This is a genomic window from Kribbella speibonae (assembly GCF_004331375.1).
GTDB lineage: Bacteria > Actinomycetota > Actinomycetes > Propionibacteriales > Kribbellaceae > Kribbella > Kribbella sindirgiensis.
The window spans coordinates 1,269,274-1,287,951 of sequence record NZ_SJKC01000003.1 but is presented as its reverse complement, the minus strand read 5'-3'; the positions used below and the strand labels follow the sequence as shown (position 1 = coordinate 1,287,951).

Sequence of the window (18,678 nt, the reverse complement as noted above, 5' to 3'; positions counted from 1 at the left end):
ATCCATGAGCGCAGAGAGGCAGGACGTGGCCGCACTGACGCCGGTGAGCAACACAACAAGGCGCGAGGTGGTTCTCGACGCGATCCGTCAGGCGCTGCTGTCGGGAGAGCTCGTGCCCGGGCAGCGGATCAAGGAGGCTCCGCTCGCGGAGGCACTCGGGGTCAGCCGACCGACCGTACGGGAAGCGATCTACCAACTTGTCCATGAAGGCTCGCTGGTGCAGGAGCCGTACAAGGGCATCAGTGTCGCCCAGCCCAGCGCTCAGGACCTGCTCGACGTCGCCGATGTCCGAGTGTCACTCGAGACCCTGGCCGCGCTACACCTCGCCAAGCATCCAGACGGCGAGGGCATGACACGGCTGCGCGCCGCCTTGTCCGATCACCTCCAGGCGATCAAAAAGGGCGATCTGGTGCAGGTCGACATCACGCACCTCGAGCTCCACCGGACCCTGTGGGAAGGGTCGGAGAACCAGATGCTGCTCAAGATCTGGCCGCTGGTGGAGTCTCAGATCCGGATGGCGATGAGCCTCGACCAGGCGACGCGTTCCGACCTCAAGCGGGACGCCGAGCTCCACCGGCGGCTGGTCGCGGTCATCGAGAGCGGTGACGAGAAAGCGATCGTCAACGAGGTCCGGCTGCACATCGCCCTCAGCGCGGACGAAGTCGTCAGGCTCATCGAAGCAGGCAAGCCGGCCTGAGCCTGCCGCCTCCGACGGACGAGCTCGTGGCTCGGCCGTCGGTCAAGCCTGCCTTTCGTTCTCATCTCAGCAGGAGTCTCAGATGCCAACTTATCCCCCCAGCAGCAGCTACATCGCCGGAGAGCTCGGCGTCGGTGGCGGGTCTGAATTGCCGGTCGTCGACCCGTCGACCGGCGCAGTGATCTGGACCTATCGCGCCGACGGTTCGGCGTCCGTCGCCGCTGCCATCGAAGCCGCCGCCGACGCCTACCCCGACTGGTCGGCGACCACGCCGGCGGAGCGGTCCAAAGCCTTGCAGACGCTCGAGACCGAGCTCGAGTGGATCGCCGAAGAACTAGCGCAGACCGAGACAGCCCAGACCGGGAAGCCGATCCGGCTCAGTCGTGAGTTCGACGTACCCGGATCCATCGACAACGTCGCCTTCTTCGCCGGCGCCGCGCGCCACCTGGAAGGCAAGGCATCCGGTGAGTACTCCGCCGATCACACCTCGACGATCCGCCGGGAGAGCCTCGGTGTGATCGGATCCATCGCCCCGTGGAACTACCCGTTGCAGATGGCGGTCTGGAAGGTGCTCCCGGCCATTGCGGCGGGGAACACGATCGTCCTCAAGCCCGCCGAGAACACACCCTTGACCACACTGATGTTCGCCGAGGCCTGCGAGCGGGCCGGCATACCGGCCGGCGTGGTCAACATCGTCAACGGCCCGGGCCCGGAGACCGGGCAGGCGCTGATCAGCAGTCCGCGGATCGCGATGACCTCGTTCACCGGATCGACCGCGGTCGGCCGCCAGATCGCGAGCGTTGCCGCGGGCAACGGAACCCGGCTGCACCTGGAGCTCGGCGGCAAAGCGCCGTTCGTGGTCTTCGACGACGCCGATCTCGACGCCGCCGTCCGCGGCGCCGTCGCGGCCAGCCTCATCAACACCGGCCAGGACTGCACGGCCGCCACCCGCGCCTACGTGCATCACAGCCGCTTCGACGAGTTCGTCGCCGGGGTCGCCGAGCTGATGAAGAAGGTCCGTCTCGGAGCGCCGACCGACCCGGAGACCGACCAGGGACCGCTGGTGTCGTTCAAGCAGCGCGACCGGGTCGCCGCGATGGTCGACCGCGCGATCCGCGACGGAGCGACCGCCGTCACCGGTGGCCGCGCGCCTGAGGGCGAACTCGCCGCGGGGGCGTACTACGAACCGACGCTGCTGGTCGGCGCGGACCAACGCAGCGAGATCGTGCAGGACGAGACGTTCGGCCCGGTGCTGGTGGCGCTTCCGTTCGACTCCGACGACGAGGCGATCCGGCTGGCTAACGACGTACCGTTCGGCCTCGCTGCCTCCGCGTGGACCCGTGATGTCTTTCGGGCCCAGACGGCGGCCCGATCGCTGGCCGCCGGAACGGTCTGGATCAACGACCACATCCCGATCATCTCGGAGATGCCGCACGGTGGAATGAAGTCGTCGGGGTACGGCAAGGACATGTCGACGTACTCGTTCGAGGAGTACACACAGGTGAAGCACGTGATGTCCGACATCACCGCCGTGGCCGCCAAGCCGTGGCACCAGACCATTTTCGCCAACGCCTGAAAGGGACATCGTGAAGATCTTGCAGGTCGGCGCCTCCGGCACGGTCGGACGCGCGGTCAGCGCAGCACTCCGTGAGCGCAAGCACGACGTGATCGAAGCGCACCGCGGATCCGCCGAGTACCCGGTCGACATCACCGACCCCGAATCCATCCGCGCCCTCGTCGACGCCGTCGGCGAGGTCGACGCGGTCGACGCGGTCGTCTCCACCGCCGGTACGACGCCGTACGGCCCCTGGGACGACTTGGACCGCACCGCCTGGCAGGCAGGGCTCAACAGCAAGCTCCTCGGCCAGGTCGAACTTGTGCGCCAGGCAACGAGGATCGTCCGGACCGGCGGGTCCTTCACGCTCATCAGCGGCATCCTGGCCAGGGAACCGATTCGCACCGGCAGTATTGCCGCCGCCGTCAACGGCGCGCTCGAGGCCTGGGTGGTGGCCAGCGCGGGTGAGCTGTGGGGGCGCTTCCGGATCAATACGGTCAGCCCGACTGTGCTGACCGAATCCGCCGAGAAGTACGCCGACGCGTTCCCCGGATATCCGACGGTCGACGGTGCGGTCGTTGGTCAGACCTACGTCCGGTCGGTCGAATCGATGGAGACCGGTCAGGTCTACAGGATCTGATCCCGCAGTACCTGGTCGGCGATCAGCGCCACATGGACGGAGACGCGGATCTCGGGGTCGTTGAGGTCGACTCCGAGCAGTCGTTCGATCTTGGCCAGGCGGTCGTAGAAGACCGGGCGGGAGATGTGCAGGCTCGCGGCGGCATCGGACTTGCTGGTGGGGTGATTTACTAGCGCCCAGAGGGTATCCACGAGACCTGAGCCGTTTTGGTCGTCGTACTCGCGCAGTGCTGTCAACTCTCGTACGGCGAACATCCGCAACCGGTCGTCATCGGCCAGCATCGTGAGCAGGCCGCGCAGGTGCACGTCCTCGAGGCGATGCACCAGCCGGTCGCCCGCACCTGGCCGGACCGACTGCACCACGTGCTGCGCCTCGCGCAGCGTTCGGTCGATCTCCGAGGTTCTTGCCACAGCTCGGCCCGCTCCGATGTTGACCGGGTAGCGCCGCTGCACTTTCGCGGCCAGGTCGTCGATCGGTCGGCCGGTGTTTGCGGACGATGGGAAGGACAGCAGCGCCCGTACGTCGCGATCGACCTCGCATACTAGCGCTGGCACCCGCAGCTCGTGGACCGCGTGAACCGTCGCAGCGATCAGGTCGTCCAGGAACGAACCGGACATCGTGCCCGCGCCGATCTGTGGACGCAACGTGAGCCCCACGAACTGCCGCTTAGCTGTTGGCAGCCCCGCCAACTCACACCGCTGAAGTACATCGGCCGACGTCGGATCAGCCAGCAATCCGATGAGCAGTTCGTGGTGCGTACGACGTACCAGACTGTCGCGGTGCCGGTCGTGGAGCCGGTGCAAGGCGAGGGCCGCGGCGGCCCGCTCGGCCATCGCGATCATGCCCTCCGACGGCGGCGACTCGGCCTGGACCACCAGCCGCCCCCAGCCCCGATCCCGTTTGCCCACGCGGGTGATCAGCCAGCCGTACTTCTCGTCCCAGGTCGTCCGTCGGTCAAGCTGCACGCTGCGAGAACGGGACTCCCAGTTCGCCAGCACTGCGGCGATGTCCTCGGGGCCAGAGCGGTAGTCGAGCACCTGGTGCTGATCGCTCTCGAGCACCACCGCCGCTCCCGACAGGCGCTGCACCGCTGCCAGGATCTCCCCCGGCCCCGCCTCGGCGATGCTCAGCTCGGTGAACGTGTCATGGACCCGCTGCGCCTCGCGAAGTTCAGCCAGCTGTTCGTCGACGATGCGCTCCCCCACCGCCTGGGTGACGGCCGCGAACCGCACCTCCCGGGACAGCGCGACCAACGGCAGACCGAGACGCTCGCACGCTGCAGCCAGCGATGGCGGGATCGCGTCCCACCGGCGCCCCAGCTCGATCACCAGGCCGGCCGCCTCGCTGTCGGCGAGGCTCGTCGCGAACAGCTCAAGATCGCCGGCGGTGTCCGGCAGCGCGATCCCCGTGCTGAGGAGCAGGTCGCCGCCGCGGAGCAACGGTGCGATATCGGCCAACTCGGCCGCGTGGATCCATCGCACGTGACGACCGAGGCCTCGCGCGCCCGCGACCACCTCCGGCCTGGCGCGGCGCAGTACCGGCATCGCCAGCACGTCGGCCACCGACAGCACGGCCACCTTGGCACCATCCCTCCGACAGATTGTCGGCCGATCGCTGCTGATCCTACAGTTTGTAGGCGATTGCCGGTGGGTTCGGTTGGACGATGGAGGCTCGACCGAAGGAGCCACAGCATGACCACCTCGATCACTCACTGGGTCGACGGCACCGCCTTCGCGGGCACGTCCGGACAGTGGGCCGATGTCACCAACCCAGCCACCGGACAGGTCTCAGGCCGCGTCGCACTCGCCGACGAACACGACGCCCGCACCGTCATCAGCTCGGCCAAGCAGGCGTCGGCAGCCTGGGCCGCGACGTCCCTGGCCCGTCGTGCCCAGATCCTGTTCGCGTTCCGCGAGCTGCTCAACAGCCGCAAGGACGAGCTGGCGCTGCTGATCACCGCCGAGCACGGGAAGGTCCACTCGGACGCCGTCGGTGAGATCAGCCGCGGGCAGGAGGTGGTCGAGTTCGCGTGCGGTATCTCGCACCTGCTCAAGGGCGGGCACTCCGAGAGCGCCTCGACCGGTGTCGACATCCACTCCAAGCGCGATCCGCTCGGCGTCGTCGGCATCATCAGCCCGTTCAACTTCCCCGCGATGGTGCCGATGTGGTTCTTCCCGGTCGCGATCGCCGCCGGCAACGCCGTCGTACTCAAGCCGAGCGAGAAGGACCCGTCGGCGGCCCTGTGGCTGGCCGCACTGTGGAAGGAAGCGGGTCTGCCGGACGGGATCTTCAATGTCCTGCAGGGCGACAAGACCGCTGTCGACGCGCTGCTGCAGTCCCCGGACGTGGCGGCGATCAGCTTTGTCGGCTCCACTCCGATCGCGCAGTACGTGTACGAGGAAGCCAGCCGGCACGGCAAGCGCGTCCAGGCGCTCGGCGGCGCCAAGAACCACATGGTGGTACTGCCCGACGCCGACCTCGATCTCGCCGCCGACGCTGCCGTGAACGCGGGGTACGGCAGCGCCGGCGAGCGGTGCATGGCGATCAGCGTCCTGGTGGCCGTCGACCCGATCGCAGACGACCTGGTCGCGCGCATCGCCGACCGGACCCGAACCCTCGTGATCGGCGACGGCCGTCCGAACGGCGAGGCGAAGGAGGCCGACTTCGGGCCGCTCGTCACCCGGCAGCACCGCGACCGCGTCGCCGCCTTCGTCGAGTCCGGCGAAGCGGCCGGCGCCAAGGTCGTCGTCGACGGGCGAGCGGTCGAGCCGCGCGGCGAGCAGGACGGGTTCTGGATCGGGCCGACGCTGTTCGACAACGTCACGACCGACATGGACATCTACCGCGAAGAGATCTTCGGCCCGGTCCTGTCGGTCGTCCGGGTCGGCTCGTACGACGAGGCGGTCGCGCTCATCAACGCGAACGAGTACGGCAACGGCACGGCGATCTTCACCAACGACGGCGGGGCGGCCCGCCGGTTCGAGAGCGACGTACAGGTCGGCATGATCGGTGTGAACGTCCCGATCCCAGTACCGGTCGCGTACTACTCGTTCGGCGGCTGGAAGCGGTCGCTGTTCGGCGACACCCATGCCCACGGCACCGAAGGCGTGCACTTCTTCACCCGCGGCAAGGTCGTCACCTCCCGCTGGATCAACCCGTCCGCCCGGCCCCAGGGCGGCCTCGAGCTGGGATTCCCCCGCAATGACTGACTTCACTGCGCAACGCGCCTACGAACTGGACCGCAAGCACGTCTTCCACTCCTGGTCCGCCCAGGAGCAGCTCGATCCGATGGTCATCACCAAGGCCGACGGATCGTACGTGTGGGACGGCGAGGGTAACCGCTACCTCGACTTCACCTCGCAGCTGGTGTTCACCAACCTCGGACATCAGCACCCACGCATCATCAAGGCAATCCAGGAGCAGGCAGCAACGCTCTGCACGGTCGCTCCCGCCTACGCCAACAGCACACGATCCGAGGCCGCGCGGCTGATCGCGTCCCACACGCCGGGCGATCTGAACCGCATCTTCTTCACCAACGGCGGCGCCGACGCCAACGAGCACGCGATCCGGATGGCGCGCCTGCACACCGGCAAGCACAAGGTGCTGTCGACGTACCGCTCGTACCACGGCGGCACCCAGCTGGCCGTCAACGTGACCGGAGATCCACGCCGGTGGGCGAACGACAACGGATCGGCCGGCACCGTCCACTTCTTCGGGCCGTACCTCTACCGCAGCGCCTTCGCCGCGACGACCGAGGACGAAGAGTGCCAGCGCGCCCTCGCCCACCTCGAGCAAGTGATCACGCTCGAAGGGCCGAGCACGATCGCTGCGATCATGCTCGAGTCGATCCCCGGCACGGCCGGCATCATGATCCCGCCACCCGGGTACCTCGCCGGTGTGCGCGAGCTGTGCGACCGGCACGGCATCCTGTTGATCGCCGACGAGGTGATGGCCGGGTTCGGCCGGGCCGGCAAGTGGTTCGCCATCGAGCACGCCGACGTCGTCCCGGACCTGCTGACCTTCGCCAAGGGCGTCAACTCCGGCTACGTACCCCTCGGCGGCGTCGCGATCAGCGAGGCCATCTACCGCACCTTCGCCGACCGCCCCTACCCCGGCGGCCTCACGTACTCCGGCCACCCGCTCGCCTGCGCCGCGGCCGTCGCCACCATCGAGACGATGCAGGACGACCACATCGTCGAACACGCGGCAAACCTCGGCACCGAGGTCCTCGGACCCGGACTCCATGCGCTGACCGCAAAACACGAGTGGATCGGCGAGATCCGCGGCACCGGCGTCTTCTGGGCCCTCGAACTCGTGACCGATCGTGCCACTCGTGAACCACTCGCGCCGTACGGCGGAAGCAGCCCAGCGATGTCCGCCATCCTCAACGCGAGCTCACGCCGCGGCCTCCTCCCGTTCGCCAACTTCAACCGCATCCACATCGTCCCCCCGCTCACGACCACGGCCGACGAGGCGCACGAGGGTCTCGCCATTCTCGACGATGCGTTGAACGAAGCGCGCGAGGCCCTCGCATGAGTGTGATGTCTTAGAGGGGGTTGCAAACGTGCCGGGCTGATCGGTTCCGGCGACGAGTCCGAACGTTTGCCGCTGGATGTGGTGATTGGAGTCACGGAGTCGAGCAAGCGCCTCGCTCGCCGCGATCCGATACCCGGCTGCTCCGGTCTTCTTCACGTCGACGTGGATCACAGGTCCCGGACGGCGCGCGGTAACGCGACGTGGTTGCCGGTTCGTGCCCCGGACGGGTCAATGAAGCGGCGCTGGTGCAGTCCGAGAGGTGCCGGAGTCCTGTTGCTTTAGTACGACGTTCAACGGTGTCGACGGCAATATCCGCGCGCCCGCATCCGAGCGAGATCCTGAGCGGATCTTGAGGCGGACGCCCGAAGTAGTGCATATCAAATCGCACCCTTCAACACCATTGCAGGGTATGACTTGATACCTGACGCCCATCGAGCCGCCGCCTCGCTTACGCCAACGGCTGGCGGGGCTGCCGCCCACTTTCACCACGGCGCAGGCGCGGCCAGCCGGGCTGCCGTCGCAGGATCTGGCGACTCTGGTCAGCGAAGGCGCCGCGTTTGAGCTCTCGCGCGGTGTCTACCGGCGGTCGGACGCTCCCGAGACTGCGCACCTTGATCTGCTGGCGGTACACGCACGAGCTTCCCACGCAGTTGTCTGCGGCGAGTCCGCCCTCGCACTTCACGATCTGATCGACGACATACCAACGGCCGTGCATATCGCCGTACCGCGTGGCGCCCGCCGTCCGGCGATCTCCTACCCGCCCATCGTCGTCGCGCAGTACGCGGCCAAGACCTTCGACCTCAACATCGAGCAGTACGAGGCGGCGCCAGTGGAGTTCGTGCCGGTCTACGACGCGGCCCGGAGCGTGGTCGATGCCATGCGCCACCGCAATCGCATCGGCCCCACACTGGCCCTGGCCGCGCTCGGCCGCTACCTGCGAACCAGCGGGCCCGACGGGGTCGGGAATCTGCAACGCATCGCGCGCGAACTGCACGCCCTGTCCGTCATCCGGCCGGCCGTCGAGGCGGTGCTCGCCTGATGGTCAACCCTGCCCGCGACACCACCGCCGGCCGCGCCTACAACGACCTGCGGAACACAGCACGCCGACAGAAGCGCGCCACCGACGAAGTCATGGTCTAGTACGTCCTCGAACGATTCCTCTACCGACTGGCCACATCTCCCGCCGGCCGCGAACACTTCGTCCTCAAGGGCGGACTGCTCCTGGCCCAGTTCGGCGCCCGCCGCACGACGCGAGACATCGACATCCTTGGGCAAGCCTTCACCGGCGAGGAATCCGAGATCATCCGGCGAGTGACGACGATTGCGGAGACCGAGGTCGACGACGGCGTCGCGTTCGACAGCGCAAGCCTGAGAACCGCGCCGATTCGAGACGGCGGCCGCTACCACGGGCTCCGACTCGTGATGCCCGCCTCGATTGCCCGTGCACAACTCAAGCTTCAACTCGACGTCAGCGTCGGTGATCCCATCACCCCTGAGCCCTAATTCATCGAGTACCAACAGCTCCTGGAAGCCGGGACCTTCACCATCCTCGGCTACCCACTCGCCACCGTCATCGGCGAGAAACTCTCCACCGCCATCGAACTCGGCGACCTCAACACCCGCGACCGCGACTACGCAGACCTCTACCGCCTACTACGGGCCAACACCCTCCGCGCCGACGAAGTATCCACCGCGCTCGAAGCCACCGCAGCCCACCGACGCATCACCCTGCGACAACTCAGCTCGAGCATCTCCGACCTCCCCCAGCAACGACAGCCCTCCTACACCGCATGGCTACGACGACAAGGCCCAGCCGCCACCGGCTACCCAACCAACTTCGCCAATGCCGTCGCGGTAATCACAGCCTTCGCGGACCCACTCATCAGCGGCCAGGCCCGTGGCAAGGACTGGGACCCAGACAACACTCGATGGACCTGACCAACGCGTCGCCGCGGGACCGTCATCTCCGCGGTCAGGACTACGGCAGCGCCCACCTCCCCTCGACGGTCGCGACCTGCATGACCACTTCTAATGCCGGCCCGAGAGGGCTTCGACCTCGCGAGATCCGCGATGTCTATCAGCACGCCGGTCAGTTGCTCCACCAGATCATCGACCCGGCGCATCCTGGTAAACGGGACGGTCACCGGCGACGGCAGCGGCGCGCCTTACTGTTTGCGACACCACCGCGGGAGGTGAGTGGGTTTCCTGTGCGCAGTACCACCGGCCCGATCTGAACCACGCTTCCCCTGCTCAGACCGCCTTGAGGGTGCCGCCGTCGATGAGGTAGTCGGCGCCGGTGATGTTGCCGGCCTGTTCCGACAGGAGGAACGCGATCAGGGCCGCGACTTCCTCGGGTTCGGTCATCCGGCCGGTTGTCACGTTCTGGCTCTTCGCCATCTGCTCGACGAAGTCGTTAAGGCTCACACCGGCTGCGGCGGCCCACTGGGCGACCTGGCCGTTGGGGTCCAGGTAGACGGAGGTACGAACGAGGCCAGGGGAAATGGTGTTCACTCGAACACCGCGGGGACCGAACTCCTCGGCCAAGGACTTGCCGAGCGCCGTGAGCGCCGCCTTCGCCGAACTGATAGCGGGCGGGAAGCCCCCAGGCGTGCGAGCGAGGATCGACGAGACGTTGACGATCGACCCCCGGCGCTCGATCAGGCTGGGCAGAGCCGCACGCGTGGCACGGACGGTGCTCAGCAGGTTGATCTCGAACGCTCCGGCCCACTCGGTGTCGTCGACATCGAGGAAGGCCATCGTCGCTCCGTCGCCGCCGCCCACGTTGTTCACCAGCAGATCGATGCCACCGAACTCGGCCAGAGCACCATCAACGAGCGCGGACACCCCCTCGGCGGTGCTCAGGTCCGCCGACACTGCGTACGCGCCGGTTTCCTTCAGCTCGGGTGTGATGGTGCGAGCGGCGCCCACCACGCGCACGCCCTCATCGACAAGGGTCCGAACCGTTGCCAGTCCGATGCCCCGGCCGGCACCCGTGACGACGGCTGTCTTATCAGCAAGATCGAGGTTCACAACAACTCCCATTCATGAAATGTGCGTAGGTAGACCGGTCATGCGTCAGTCGGGCGCCATACCGTTCTGCCGTCCTCGACGCGGACGCGGCCGAAGGGCACGTCCGCGAAGTGGATGCCGAAGCCGATGGTGTGAGGTTCGGCGAGTTCGAGGACGAGGCTGTGCCGGAGCGCGGCGGCCTGCTCGGCGTTGTGATCGGCGGGGACCTCCCACAGCGGGTGGCTGATCTGGATCGGCGAGTGGAATGCGTCGCCGAACGCGATCACCCGCTGCCCGCCCGCGCTGATGACGTACGCGGTGTGTCCCGCGCTGTGGCCAGGGATGAGCATGACGCGGACTCCGGGGAAGATCTCCTGACCGTCGGCTACCGTGCGGACCTGTGGCTGCATCGCCTTGAGCATGTCGCCCATGCCCTGTGCTTCGGCGTGCTGACGCTGGCTCCACTCGGGTTCGGCGACCAGATACTCGGCGCCGGTGAAGGCCGGTTGGTCGCTGTCCGGGGCGGGATGCCAGGCCCATCCGACATGGTCGACGTGCAGGTGGGTGAACGCGACGGCCTCGATGTCCGCAGGGCTGCGGCCAAGTGTGCCCAGGCTGTCCAGCAGCGCGCCGCCGCGAAGGGTTCCGAACGGATTCTCTGGAGGTCCCATGGTCAGCGGACCGACCCCTGCGTCGACGAGTAGGGCGCGGTCGCCGTGTTCCACGAGTAGGCCACCGTTTCCGGTGACCAGATGCCCGCCCTCGTCGAGGTACTCGGAATGCTGCGCCCAGAACTCGTCGGTCGGCTCCGGGATCCACAGACGGGCCTTGAGCGTACCGATGCCATCCGGCACATAGGTCAGCTTCGTTTCGCCGAGCGTCAGAGTCCGCGGACCCGCAGGACGTCGCAACCGCTCGCCCACCTCCGTCGTCGTGCCGGTCATGAGCTCCTCCAAATACTTATGACTTGAATGATTATGAGTCATATCTATCATGACTTTAAGGATCTTGCTAGTCTGGTGACATGACGATGTCGGAGGCGCAGGCGACGGCGCAGTGGGAGCTGGGCAAGCTGGTGCACGACCTGGACATGGAGAGCAACGCGTGGATGCGTGAGCGGGTGACCCAGCTCGGTCTGACCGTCGCGCAGGCCTCGGCGCTGCGTGAGCTGACGGGTCCAATGACCATGAGGGAACTCGCCGGGCAGATGAGTTGTGAACCGTCGAACGCCACCGTCGTCATCGACAAGCTCGAGAGCCTGCAACTGATCGAACGGCGTTCCCACCCCACCGACCGCAGGGCCAAGCAGTTGCACCTCACGCCCGATGGCGCCGAGCGACGGAAGCGCCTGCTGAAGCTGTTGAGCCAAGAGCCCGTCGTCGTGGGCCTGACACCGCAGGAGCAAGACGTGCTCCAGAACTTGCTGCGACGAGCCATCGCCGCGCGCCAGGCTTCCTAAGCCTGCAGGCCGCCCGCCCTGTCCTACAGGCTCCCGGCAGTGGGACGGCGTGGTGTGGTGATTCGATGGCGAGGTCGGTGAGAGTTTCGGCGCAGGTGAGGACGGAGTCGAGTGGAGAGCGAGCAACGGTCACTCGTCGCGCGGCGACGGGTGCCGGATCGGCGCGTCGGCAACTGCCGAGCGCGTTGTGTCGATCTCGGCCAGCACCGCTTCGGGCGTCCGCCGGGCAGAGTACGGCGTTCGAGGGTGAGGGTCAGGGTCAGGCCGTCCGGGCTGGTCGTGGTCGACCAGCCCGAGGACGCGTTGCACCATGGATCGAGGAGTACCTCGTAACCCGGTTGCGGGAGCTGCGCGGCACGCGGCAGTATCTGCTCGCAACGTGGAGCCCGTAGATCGTGGTTAGCGCGGATGCGGAACAGATCATCACGCTGAAGGCCACCGCGAGTCACGGAGAGGTCGAGCGCACCGGCTCGCTGGAGCGTCACGACCTCAACGAGCGCGTTGTCTACCACGTCGAAGGCGGGCCCGATCCCTTCCGGAGTCGCAGCACCAAGCTCAACATCTGACAGCTACGGGCGGTCAGCCAGGTCGTTGAGGGCGGCGACGACGACGTTCCAGGCGATCCGTACGCTGTCCTCCTCTGGCTCGTACTCCTGCTTCCACTGCTTGCGGGGGTGGACCAGATTGCGGTGGTTGCGCAGTACGTCGGCGTACTCCGCGACGTCCTTAGCGATCCAGCGCTCCTCGCGGGCGGTGGCGATGAGGGACTGCAGATTGTCACTCGGTGCCGAACCCCCGGATCGGCGGGCGAGCGCGGCGTCGTACAGCACGCCTTCCAGGAGGCTGCCGAGCATGATCAGTGCGGCGGTTGGGGCCCCGGATCGCCAGCACGCGTACGCCTCATCGAGACGAAGTCGGAGCTGACGACCGAAGGTCTCATCGTGGACGATCTCCGAGATGCTCACCGACAACTCGGCGACACTCGGGGCGTTGATCCGGTCGATGGCCTCGGCCCCCGCGACGATCACCGGCCGGCCGGCTTCGTGCCTTACATGAAAGCCTTCCAGCGCGAGGAGTTTGTTCAGGTCCGTCAGCACGGCGGACAGAACCTCGTCGTCCCCGATGTACTCGCGCGGGTCGGCCAGCCTCTGGATCACCCGGCGCATCGCGTCCGCGTCGTGCTGCCAACGGTGCAGCTGCTCCAGGGTCCACTCCCGGCGGTACCCCTCGAGCTCGCCCACCGGCAGGCCGGCGGCCTTGAAGAACTTCTCGATCTCGAAACCTCGCCGGTAGTGCGGGGTCAGGTCGTCTCCACAAATCAACTCCGCGATGCCCTGCAGAATGTTCTCGTCGAGCTCGAACGTGTCGTCGTCCACCACCGTCACACCTCGGCCATCTCATCGTCGAGCTCGACCGGACTCCAGTTGGTATCAACCGGCTCCGCCGCCTGCGGGCGGATTCCCTGGTCCTCGAGAAGCTGCCACAGCGGTGCGAGCTCATGATCGCGATCGAACTCGAACTCGCTCTCCCGGATCCGAACCGTCCGCCACCGCATCCGGCCGAGCTCCCGGTCGCGGCGTGCGTCGTTCGCCTGGTCCTGCGCGCTCGTGTGCCACCGGTGGCCGTCGCACTCGATCGCGATCCGCGAACCATCACCCACGACAACCAGGTCGATCCGCCGTGAACCGACCGGGTACTGCGGTACGACGTGGTAGCCGCGACCGCGGATCTCGCGGAACACTCGCTGTTCGAAGAGGCTCTCGAACGGCATCACCCGAGCGGTCTCGGAGACCTCCTCCACGGCCGGGGACATCCCGAAGGCAGATGGCGGCTGCAGCATGTAGGCCATCAAGGACGTGCGCAGGTCGCCTGGCTTGAGGTCCTCGAGGGCCACCGAGCTGAACAGCCACAACTGGTCCCGGGCACGGCTCGCGGCCACGTTGTAGGCCTGTCGGAAGGGTTCCGCTGTCGCTTTCGCCGGCGTCTCGGCAACCACCATCGACAAGAAGACGACGTCCCGTTCGTCGCCCTGGAAGTCCGGCGCGGTACCGATCCGGATCTGTCGTTCCTGGCGCACGTCGGGCGCGATCCGTTGGTTGACAAGATGCTCGAGCAGCTGCAGGTGGCCCTTCACCGACTGCAGGACGACGATGCCGAAGCTCTTTCCCACGTAGGCGGGATCGTCCAGGCACTGCGCCAGCGTGTCAACGATCATCGACGCCTCAAGCCGGTTTCGCCGCCGGTCGCCGGCCCCTTCGATGTGTGCGTCCGGAACGACGGTGACCTGCAGCGGAGGCAACGCGTTCGCCTCGCGTTCCCGCAGCGGGATCAGGCCCCCCGACGTACCGGTCTCGCCCAGCTCATAGAACTGTTTCGACGACCAGGTGATGATTTCCGGCACGCACCGGAAGTGCTCTCGCAGCCTGATGAGGCCGGCCTTTCCGGAGCGCGCGGAGAGGATGTCGTAGAGGTTGGACTTCGGGGTGTAGAGCCTCCGGATGTCGGTGTCGACGTCAGCGAGATATTCGTCGTTGCGCGCATACACCGTGTCCAGCTTGCCAAGTGCACTCAGGCCGGGCGTGCACTGCTTGTCGTCACCGACAACGATGATTCGCGGCGCCATCCACAGCAGGTAAAGGTGCTCGATCCCGATCTGACTTGCCTCGTCGACGATCACCACATCGAACCGATCGCGCTCGGCGGGTAGGTTCTCCAGCAGGTTCGGCAACGGCACGACCCACGCCGGTACAGCACCCTGGGCCTTGTCCATCGCGGCCCGGGCGGCCTGACGGATTTCGCGGACCTTCCGTCCGTGGCCGGCACCAATTTTCGACATGTGCGTGCGGTAGGTGCTCAGCGCGCGCTGCTGGTCGTCCGACAGCCGCGCGATGCAGGTCCGGCTGGCTTCGGCGGCTGCGAGCGCGGCGGTGACGTGCTCGAGCTGGTCCTCGACTTCGCGGAACTCGGTTGCGAGCTGGCGTTCCTGATCGGCTTTGCGATGCGCCACCATAAAGCGCTTCGCCGACGCCCACGCCCACGCTGCCCCGAGGTCTCGCTGCTCCCAGTCCGGATCAACGGCGTCGCGCTCCAGCACTGCAAGCAGCTGCGGATGGGCATCCCGCAGTGCGGCGGAGAGTTCAACACACCGTCGCTCTGCGGTCTGCTCGCTCCGCGCGGCCTCGATCGCCGCCGTCGCGAGCTCGTAACTCTCGCTGTCTCGCTCTTCGATAGCGGCGACCAGGCTTGCAAGCTCGGGACACGCATCCGGCCGTCGCACCAACGCGTCCAACGGCGCCCGTAACCGGTCGATCGCAGTCGAGGCGGCCCGGGACACGACACCGAGTCTCGCCTCGATCGCCGACTGATGCGCGGCGCGGACCGACGTCAGATCGGCCAACGGTGCGACGATCCGGTTGCGGTGCAGCAGATCCCGGACCGAGTTGCGGAGCATCCCGAGCTGCACGATGGCGGCCAAGATCTGCCCGTTGTCGGCGATCTCCGATAGGACCGCCTGGACCGGGCCGTCGGAGATGTGTACGCCGCTTTCCGTCCATCGCTGAGCCAGCTGCAAGGCGCCGACCTCGACATCGATCCGGCGGACGACGGCTCGCACTTGATCTGCGGCCCGGACCTCGGTGCCGTCCACACGAACAGCGTCCAGCAGCGGGCGAGCCCCTTTCTGTTGCGGGCTCGGCATGAACTTGCGGAAGCTACCGCCCTGCTCGAGATAGTCGAGCAACGCGTTTCCCGAGATCAGCCAGCCGCGAGCTGTGCCCAAGGTGTTGATGCTGATCGGCTGGACGAAGTCGACGACGTGGTCGCCGTTCTGACCGCGGATCGATGCCAGCAGCCGGTTCGGTTCGTCGGCCGCGGCCGCCAGGTGTTCCCACAGGCCGGCGTTGCGGCCAGCCAAGGCATCGTCCACCGCCTGCTGAGCCCACGATCCCTCACTCAGGGAGGAGGACGAGTAGCCAGCTGCCTCCACGCCTTGCAGCAGCTCATTCAAGCGGTCGGCGACAGCTGACAACTCCGCTGCCGACAGGTTCGCCAGTTGGTGAGCGAGAGGATCATGTACCTCTCCAACGCGTTCCTGCGCCACGCGTTCGGCCCGGATCAGCTCGGCCAGTTCGGCGGTGGAGGCGAGCTCGTTTGCTGCCGGGATCCGTTGCTGGGGCCTGCGACGGCGCGCCGTCGTACGGCCGGCTAGCGCCAGCCGTAGCTCCTCGAACGCTGCCGGGGACATCGGAGGGCGCTCGGGTGCCTGCGGCGGCAGATCCGGCATCCAGGAGTTTTCGTCAGCAGCCCGGTTCACCTCCCGAACGATCTGCGCCAGCGAGCCACGATAGGCAGTCGGGTTGAACCAGGGTGCCACGGGTTCGAACTGGCGCTGCTCCACATCGCGCAGCTCCGCAATCTGCCGGTTCAGCTTGACGCCACGATCGACGAGTGCATTCCGTTCGCCCGCCAACCTTCCCGCTGCCGCCTTCAGCGTCGCCTCATCGGAGGTCGCCAACGTAGTCGACAGTGCATCGAGGCCACGCTCCAGCTCTGTTGCGGCGTCTTTGCTGCCGCCAGTTAGCAAGACGCATAGCGAGCGCAGCTCCGCCGGAATCCGATCTCGCAGGACCCGCAAGGCCTGATCCTTCTGGCTGGTCACCAGGACGCGCTGACCACGAGCCAGCAACGCGGAGACCAGGTTCGCGATCGTGTGTGTCTTGCCGGTACCCGGTGGCCCCTGGACCACCACCGCGGTCTCCTGCCGCAAGATGCGCAGTACCCGCTCCTGCTCGTCGTTCGCCGGCAGTGGGAACAACGGATCGCTGCCCAGTACGTCGCCTTGCGTCGCGCCCTGGCGTGCCAACCAGGTGTGCCGCTGCTCCGGCTCGGTGTCGACAACAGCCTGGGCCAACCCGACCGGAACGTCGACCATCGGCTCGCGCAACGCAGCCGAGATCTTGCGATAGGCCTCAGCCAGAAGCTCACGACCTCGGGGCCGCAGCAGCAATGCCGGAGCGGGCACCAAACTCAGCCCTGCAGACCGGTCGGCGTCGCCATCCATCCGCCGGTTCCGCTCTTCGAAAGCCGTGGTGAGGCCAAGACCTAGCCATGCCTTCAGCCGATCGACTGTGTCCGCGCTCAGGAACGTCTCGACTGCATCGACGACGTCCTCTTTCGCAGCGCTCCCCCGGTCGGGGCGATACTCCGCCAGTCCCTCGAACAGCTCCCGGTCCTCGAGACGCCGTCGTCCAGTCGGCACCAGCACCTGGACCACGCCGGAGCGCTCGATGACCGGCGCCACCGGAACCGTCAGGAGGTGGCGCCGGATCAACTCTCCGTCAGGCAACCGCCAGGTCACGAGGCCGATGGCGAGCACGAACTCGACCTCGTCGTCGCGCTGCTCCATGGCCTTGGCGGCGTGCTCGAGGTCTTCGTAGAACTGACGAGTGAGAGCCCGTTCGCGTTCGGCCGCGGCCCACTCCTTCCACCGCAGGCTCCACTCCAGATAGACCTTCTGGCGACGAGCAGCAACGTCGTCCTCTGGATCCGGTTCTGCCTGCTCATTGTCGGGGTCGGACTGCGGCAGCCGCAGCACCGGTATCGACCCGTTCGGATCACCGCGGCCGGATCGCTCGATGAAATCGTCGACCTCGTCCGGCACGGCCGGGAAAGGCACGATCGGCACCGGCCGGACCTCAAGCAGTACATCGGACTCTCCCCGAGCCGAGACCTCAATGCCGGCCGGACGCTCGTCGAGCCACAACACTCGCTCAGGCGCCCGACTGCCCGGCGCCAGCACATCCCGAACCGGATTCCGGTTCGCCGAGTCGGTGATATCAGCCAGAAAATCGATCAGGCTTGTGGTCTTCCGTAACGCCAACGCATCGAAGTCATCATCCGGCACCCCGCGTCTCCCCCTCCAGCACCCCATGCCCCCGACGCACTCAGCGTCATCCGTGCAACTGTCCGTGATCAAGGGTGACGCAATCTCCGCCGCATGTCACCCCGTTGGCGAAAGATGAAGGCGCCAGGGGAGAACTTGCGGCAAACCTCAGGCGGAGAGGTTGCCGCGACCCTCGCCGACCTACAGCTCCTTCCCGGTGACAGGCCCGGAGATCCGATTGACAACGCGGGCCTCGGCCGGGAGGTCCTCCCCGCTCGCTTATGAGCTCGAACGCCGAGGTCCGGGTCGTTCGCCTGGCGGTTCGGACGCCGACATCAACGGGGACGCTGCGGACTATGTGCAGCACCTCGCAGCCCTGCCTGACGCTGCGCCGGACATATCCTGGTCGACGACGCCGCATGCCTCACGTACTCCCGCAGCATTGGGCACGAGACTGAGTTCATGACAGTTCGTCTGTATCGTGGGCCGGCCTATGGGCGCGCTGCCGACGACTACCTCCGCAGCTCCACGGGCCAACTCGTGCCGCTCGGCGCGGATCCGATCAATCCCGATTGACTGATTGGCCGAGGAACCGCTCAACGACATCGCGAATGCCGTCCGCAGCCTGATCAGACACGAGAACGGAACACGTCCGCGAGACCCGTTGGGCGACGCATCGATCGAAGTACGCCTGACGAATCCGCCGGCTGACGACTTCAAAACGCTCCTCGAGAGAGGGTACGAGTCGAGCTGCAGTGCGATGCCGATACAGCTCGACATCGGCACGGTCGTGACTATCCGCATCGTGAGTACAGATGCCGAGCCCGGCAGCGTTCACTGCCGATGACGTCGTCGCCGTGGCGCGCGAGAGCCTTCCTCGTGGCGTGAGGGTTGTGGAGGT

Annotated in this window: 17 protein-coding genes and 1 pseudogene; 11 read left to right on the top strand and 7 right to left on the bottom strand. The window is 66.9% G+C overall.

What is annotated here, in order from left to right:
• Positions 1-4 precede the first annotated feature (4 nt).
• The 3 genes from E0H92_RS27365 to E0H92_RS27355 all read left to right on the top strand — a co-directional run bounded on the left by E0H92_RS27365 (position 5) and on the right by E0H92_RS27355 (position 2,892).
• Positions 5-697 (top strand): GntR family transcriptional regulator, encoded by a 693-nt coding sequence (locus E0H92_RS27365; protein ID WP_131498191.1) that lies wholly within the window; start codon positions 5-7, stop codon positions 695-697.
• Between the two features lie 82 nt (positions 698-779).
• A complete protein-coding gene (locus E0H92_RS27360) occupies positions 780-2,273 on the top strand; it encodes a gamma-aminobutyraldehyde dehydrogenase (RefSeq protein ID WP_131498190.1) in 1,494 nt (497 codons plus the stop codon).
• A 10-nt stretch (positions 2,274-2,283) separates the two neighbouring features.
• Positions 2,284-2,892 carry a short chain dehydrogenase gene (locus E0H92_RS27355; protein ID WP_131498189.1) on the top strand — a complete coding sequence of 203 codons (609 nt, stop codon included), beginning with the start codon at positions 2,284-2,286 and terminating at the stop codon, positions 2,890-2,892.
• On the opposite strand, the gene E0H92_RS27350 is transcribed toward E0H92_RS27355, so the two are convergent.
• A complete protein-coding gene (locus tag E0H92_RS27350; protein WP_238173608.1) occupies positions 2,880-4,469 on the bottom strand; it encodes a PucR family transcriptional regulator in 1,590 nt (529 codons plus the stop codon). The two genes, E0H92_RS27355 and E0H92_RS27350, sit on opposite strands and share 13 nt — an antisense overlap.
• 114 nt (positions 4,470-4,583) lie before the next feature.
• Between E0H92_RS27350 and E0H92_RS27345 the strand changes: the two genes are divergently transcribed.
• From E0H92_RS27345 to E0H92_RS45245, 4 genes and pseudogenes are all read left to right on the top strand, one after another.
• Positions 4,584-6,101, top strand: coding sequence for a CoA-acylating methylmalonate-semialdehyde dehydrogenase (locus tag E0H92_RS27345; RefSeq protein WP_131498188.1), 1,518 nt, complete (start codon positions 4,584-4,586; stop codon positions 6,099-6,101).
• Positions 6,094-7,428: an aspartate aminotransferase family protein gene (locus tag E0H92_RS27340; RefSeq protein WP_131498187.1), complete on the top strand. Its 1,335-nt coding sequence runs from the start codon at positions 6,094-6,096 to the stop codon at positions 7,426-7,428. Before E0H92_RS27345 ends, E0H92_RS27340 begins: the two co-directional genes overlap by 8 nt.
• A 421-nt stretch (positions 7,429-7,849) precedes the next feature.
• Positions 7,850-8,002, top strand: a pseudogene (locus E0H92_RS45675) (type IV toxin-antitoxin system AbiEi family antitoxin domain-containing protein); the annotation flags it as partial.
• A 135-nt stretch (positions 8,003-8,137) separates the two neighbouring features.
• Complete coding sequence (locus tag E0H92_RS45245) at positions 8,138-8,467, top strand: BAR domain-containing protein (protein ID WP_238173607.1); 330 nt, start codon at positions 8,138-8,140, stop codon at positions 8,465-8,467.
• A 121-nt stretch (positions 8,468-8,588) separates the two neighbouring features.
• On the opposite strand, the gene E0H92_RS45795 is transcribed toward E0H92_RS45245, so the two are convergent.
• On the bottom strand, positions 8,589-8,687 hold the full coding sequence (locus tag E0H92_RS45795; protein WP_202869986.1) for an EspF repeat-containing protein: 99 nt from the start codon (positions 8,685-8,687) through the stop codon (positions 8,589-8,591).
• 52 nt (positions 8,688-8,739) lie between these two features.
• On the opposite strand from E0H92_RS45795, the gene E0H92_RS45790 reads away from it, so the two are divergent.
• Positions 8,740-8,931 (top strand): hypothetical protein, encoded by a 192-nt coding sequence (locus tag E0H92_RS45790; protein ID WP_420843838.1) that lies wholly within the window; start codon positions 8,740-8,742, stop codon positions 8,929-8,931.
• Between the two features lie 747 nt (positions 8,932-9,678).
• On the opposite strand, the gene E0H92_RS27325 is transcribed toward E0H92_RS45790, so the two are convergent.
• Together E0H92_RS27325 and E0H92_RS27320 are read right to left on the bottom strand one after the other, a co-directional pair.
• Positions 9,679-10,470 carry an SDR family oxidoreductase gene (locus E0H92_RS27325; RefSeq protein WP_238173606.1) on the bottom strand — a complete coding sequence of 264 codons (792 nt, stop codon included), beginning with the start codon at positions 10,468-10,470 and terminating at the stop codon, positions 9,679-9,681.
• A 26-nt stretch (positions 10,471-10,496) separates the two neighbouring features.
• On the bottom strand, positions 10,497-11,381 hold the full coding sequence (locus E0H92_RS27320; RefSeq protein WP_202873835.1) for an MBL fold metallo-hydrolase: 885 nt from the start codon (positions 11,379-11,381) through the stop codon (positions 10,497-10,499).
• Between the two features lie 80 nt (positions 11,382-11,461).
• On the opposite strand from E0H92_RS27320, the gene E0H92_RS27315 reads away from it, so the two are divergent.
• The gene (locus E0H92_RS27315) at positions 11,462-11,896 is read left to right on the top strand and encodes a MarR family winged helix-turn-helix transcriptional regulator (protein ID WP_131498185.1); all 435 of its coding nucleotides are present in this window, start codon (positions 11,462-11,464) and stop codon (positions 11,894-11,896) included.
• Between the two features lie 129 nt (positions 11,897-12,025).
• Here E0H92_RS27315 and E0H92_RS27310 read toward each other — a convergent pair whose 3' ends face one another.
• Complete coding sequence (locus tag E0H92_RS27310) at positions 12,026-12,208, bottom strand: hypothetical protein (protein ID WP_131498184.1); 183 nt, start codon at positions 12,206-12,208, stop codon at positions 12,026-12,028.
• Positions 12,209-12,291: 83 nt separating this feature from the next.
• On the opposite strand from E0H92_RS27310, the gene E0H92_RS44305 reads away from it, so the two are divergent.
• Positions 12,292-12,462 carry a hypothetical protein gene (locus tag E0H92_RS44305; RefSeq protein WP_165550046.1) on the top strand — a complete coding sequence of 57 codons (171 nt, stop codon included), beginning with the start codon at positions 12,292-12,294 and terminating at the stop codon, positions 12,460-12,462.
• A gap of 3 nt (positions 12,463-12,465) precedes the next feature.
• Here the strand turns inward: E0H92_RS44305 and E0H92_RS27305 are convergent, their stop codons facing one another.
• A complete protein-coding gene (locus E0H92_RS27305) occupies positions 12,466-13,275 on the bottom strand; it encodes a DUF4145 domain-containing protein (protein WP_131498183.1) in 810 nt (269 codons plus the stop codon).
• Positions 13,276-13,277: 2 nt separating this feature from the next.
• On the bottom strand, positions 13,278-17,579 hold the full coding sequence (locus E0H92_RS27300) for an AAA domain-containing protein (RefSeq protein WP_165550044.1): 4,302 nt from the start codon (positions 17,577-17,579) through the stop codon (positions 13,278-13,280).
• Positions 17,580-18,357: 778 nt separating this feature from the next.
• On the opposite strand from E0H92_RS27300, the gene E0H92_RS27295 reads away from it, so the two are divergent.
• Positions 18,358-18,624 (top strand): hypothetical protein, encoded by a 267-nt coding sequence (locus E0H92_RS27295; RefSeq protein WP_131498181.1) that lies wholly within the window; start codon positions 18,358-18,360, stop codon positions 18,622-18,624.
• Positions 18,625-18,678: the final 54 nt, after the last annotated feature.

What these genes read in the sequence shown, in the direction of transcription:
- E0H92_RS27340 (WP_131498187.1), top strand. Translation starts at nt 6,094, where the DNA reads ATGACTGACTTCACTGCGCAACGCGCCTACGAACTGGACCGCAAGCAC.
- E0H92_RS27315 (WP_131498185.1), top strand. Translation starts at nt 11,462, where the DNA reads ATGACGATGTCGGAGGCGCAGGCGACGGCGCAGTGGGAGCTGGGCAAG.
- E0H92_RS45795 (WP_202869986.1), bottom strand. Translation starts at nt 8,687, where the DNA reads ATGTCTCGCGTCGTGCGGCGGGCGCCGAACTGGGCCAGGAGCAGTCCG.
- E0H92_RS27365 (WP_131498191.1), top strand. Translation starts at nt 5, where the DNA reads ATGAGCGCAGAGAGGCAGGACGTGGCCGCACTGACGCCGGTGAGCAAC.
- E0H92_RS27325 (WP_238173606.1), bottom strand. Translation starts at nt 10,470, where the DNA reads ATGGGAGTTGTTGTGAACCTCGATCTTGCTGATAAGACAGCCGTCGTC.
- E0H92_RS27345 (WP_131498188.1), top strand. Translation starts at nt 4,584, where the DNA reads ATGACCACCTCGATCACTCACTGGGTCGACGGCACCGCCTTCGCGGGC.
- E0H92_RS27360 (WP_131498190.1), top strand. Translation starts at nt 780, where the DNA reads ATGCCAACTTATCCCCCCAGCAGCAGCTACATCGCCGGAGAGCTCGGC.
- E0H92_RS27320 (WP_202873835.1), bottom strand. Translation starts at nt 11,381, where the DNA reads ATGACCGGCACGACGACGGAGGTGGGCGAGCGGTTGCGACGTCCTGCG.
- E0H92_RS27310 (WP_131498184.1), bottom strand. Translation starts at nt 12,208, where the DNA reads ATGGTGCAACGCGTCCTCGGGCTGGTCGACCACGACCAGCCCGGACGG.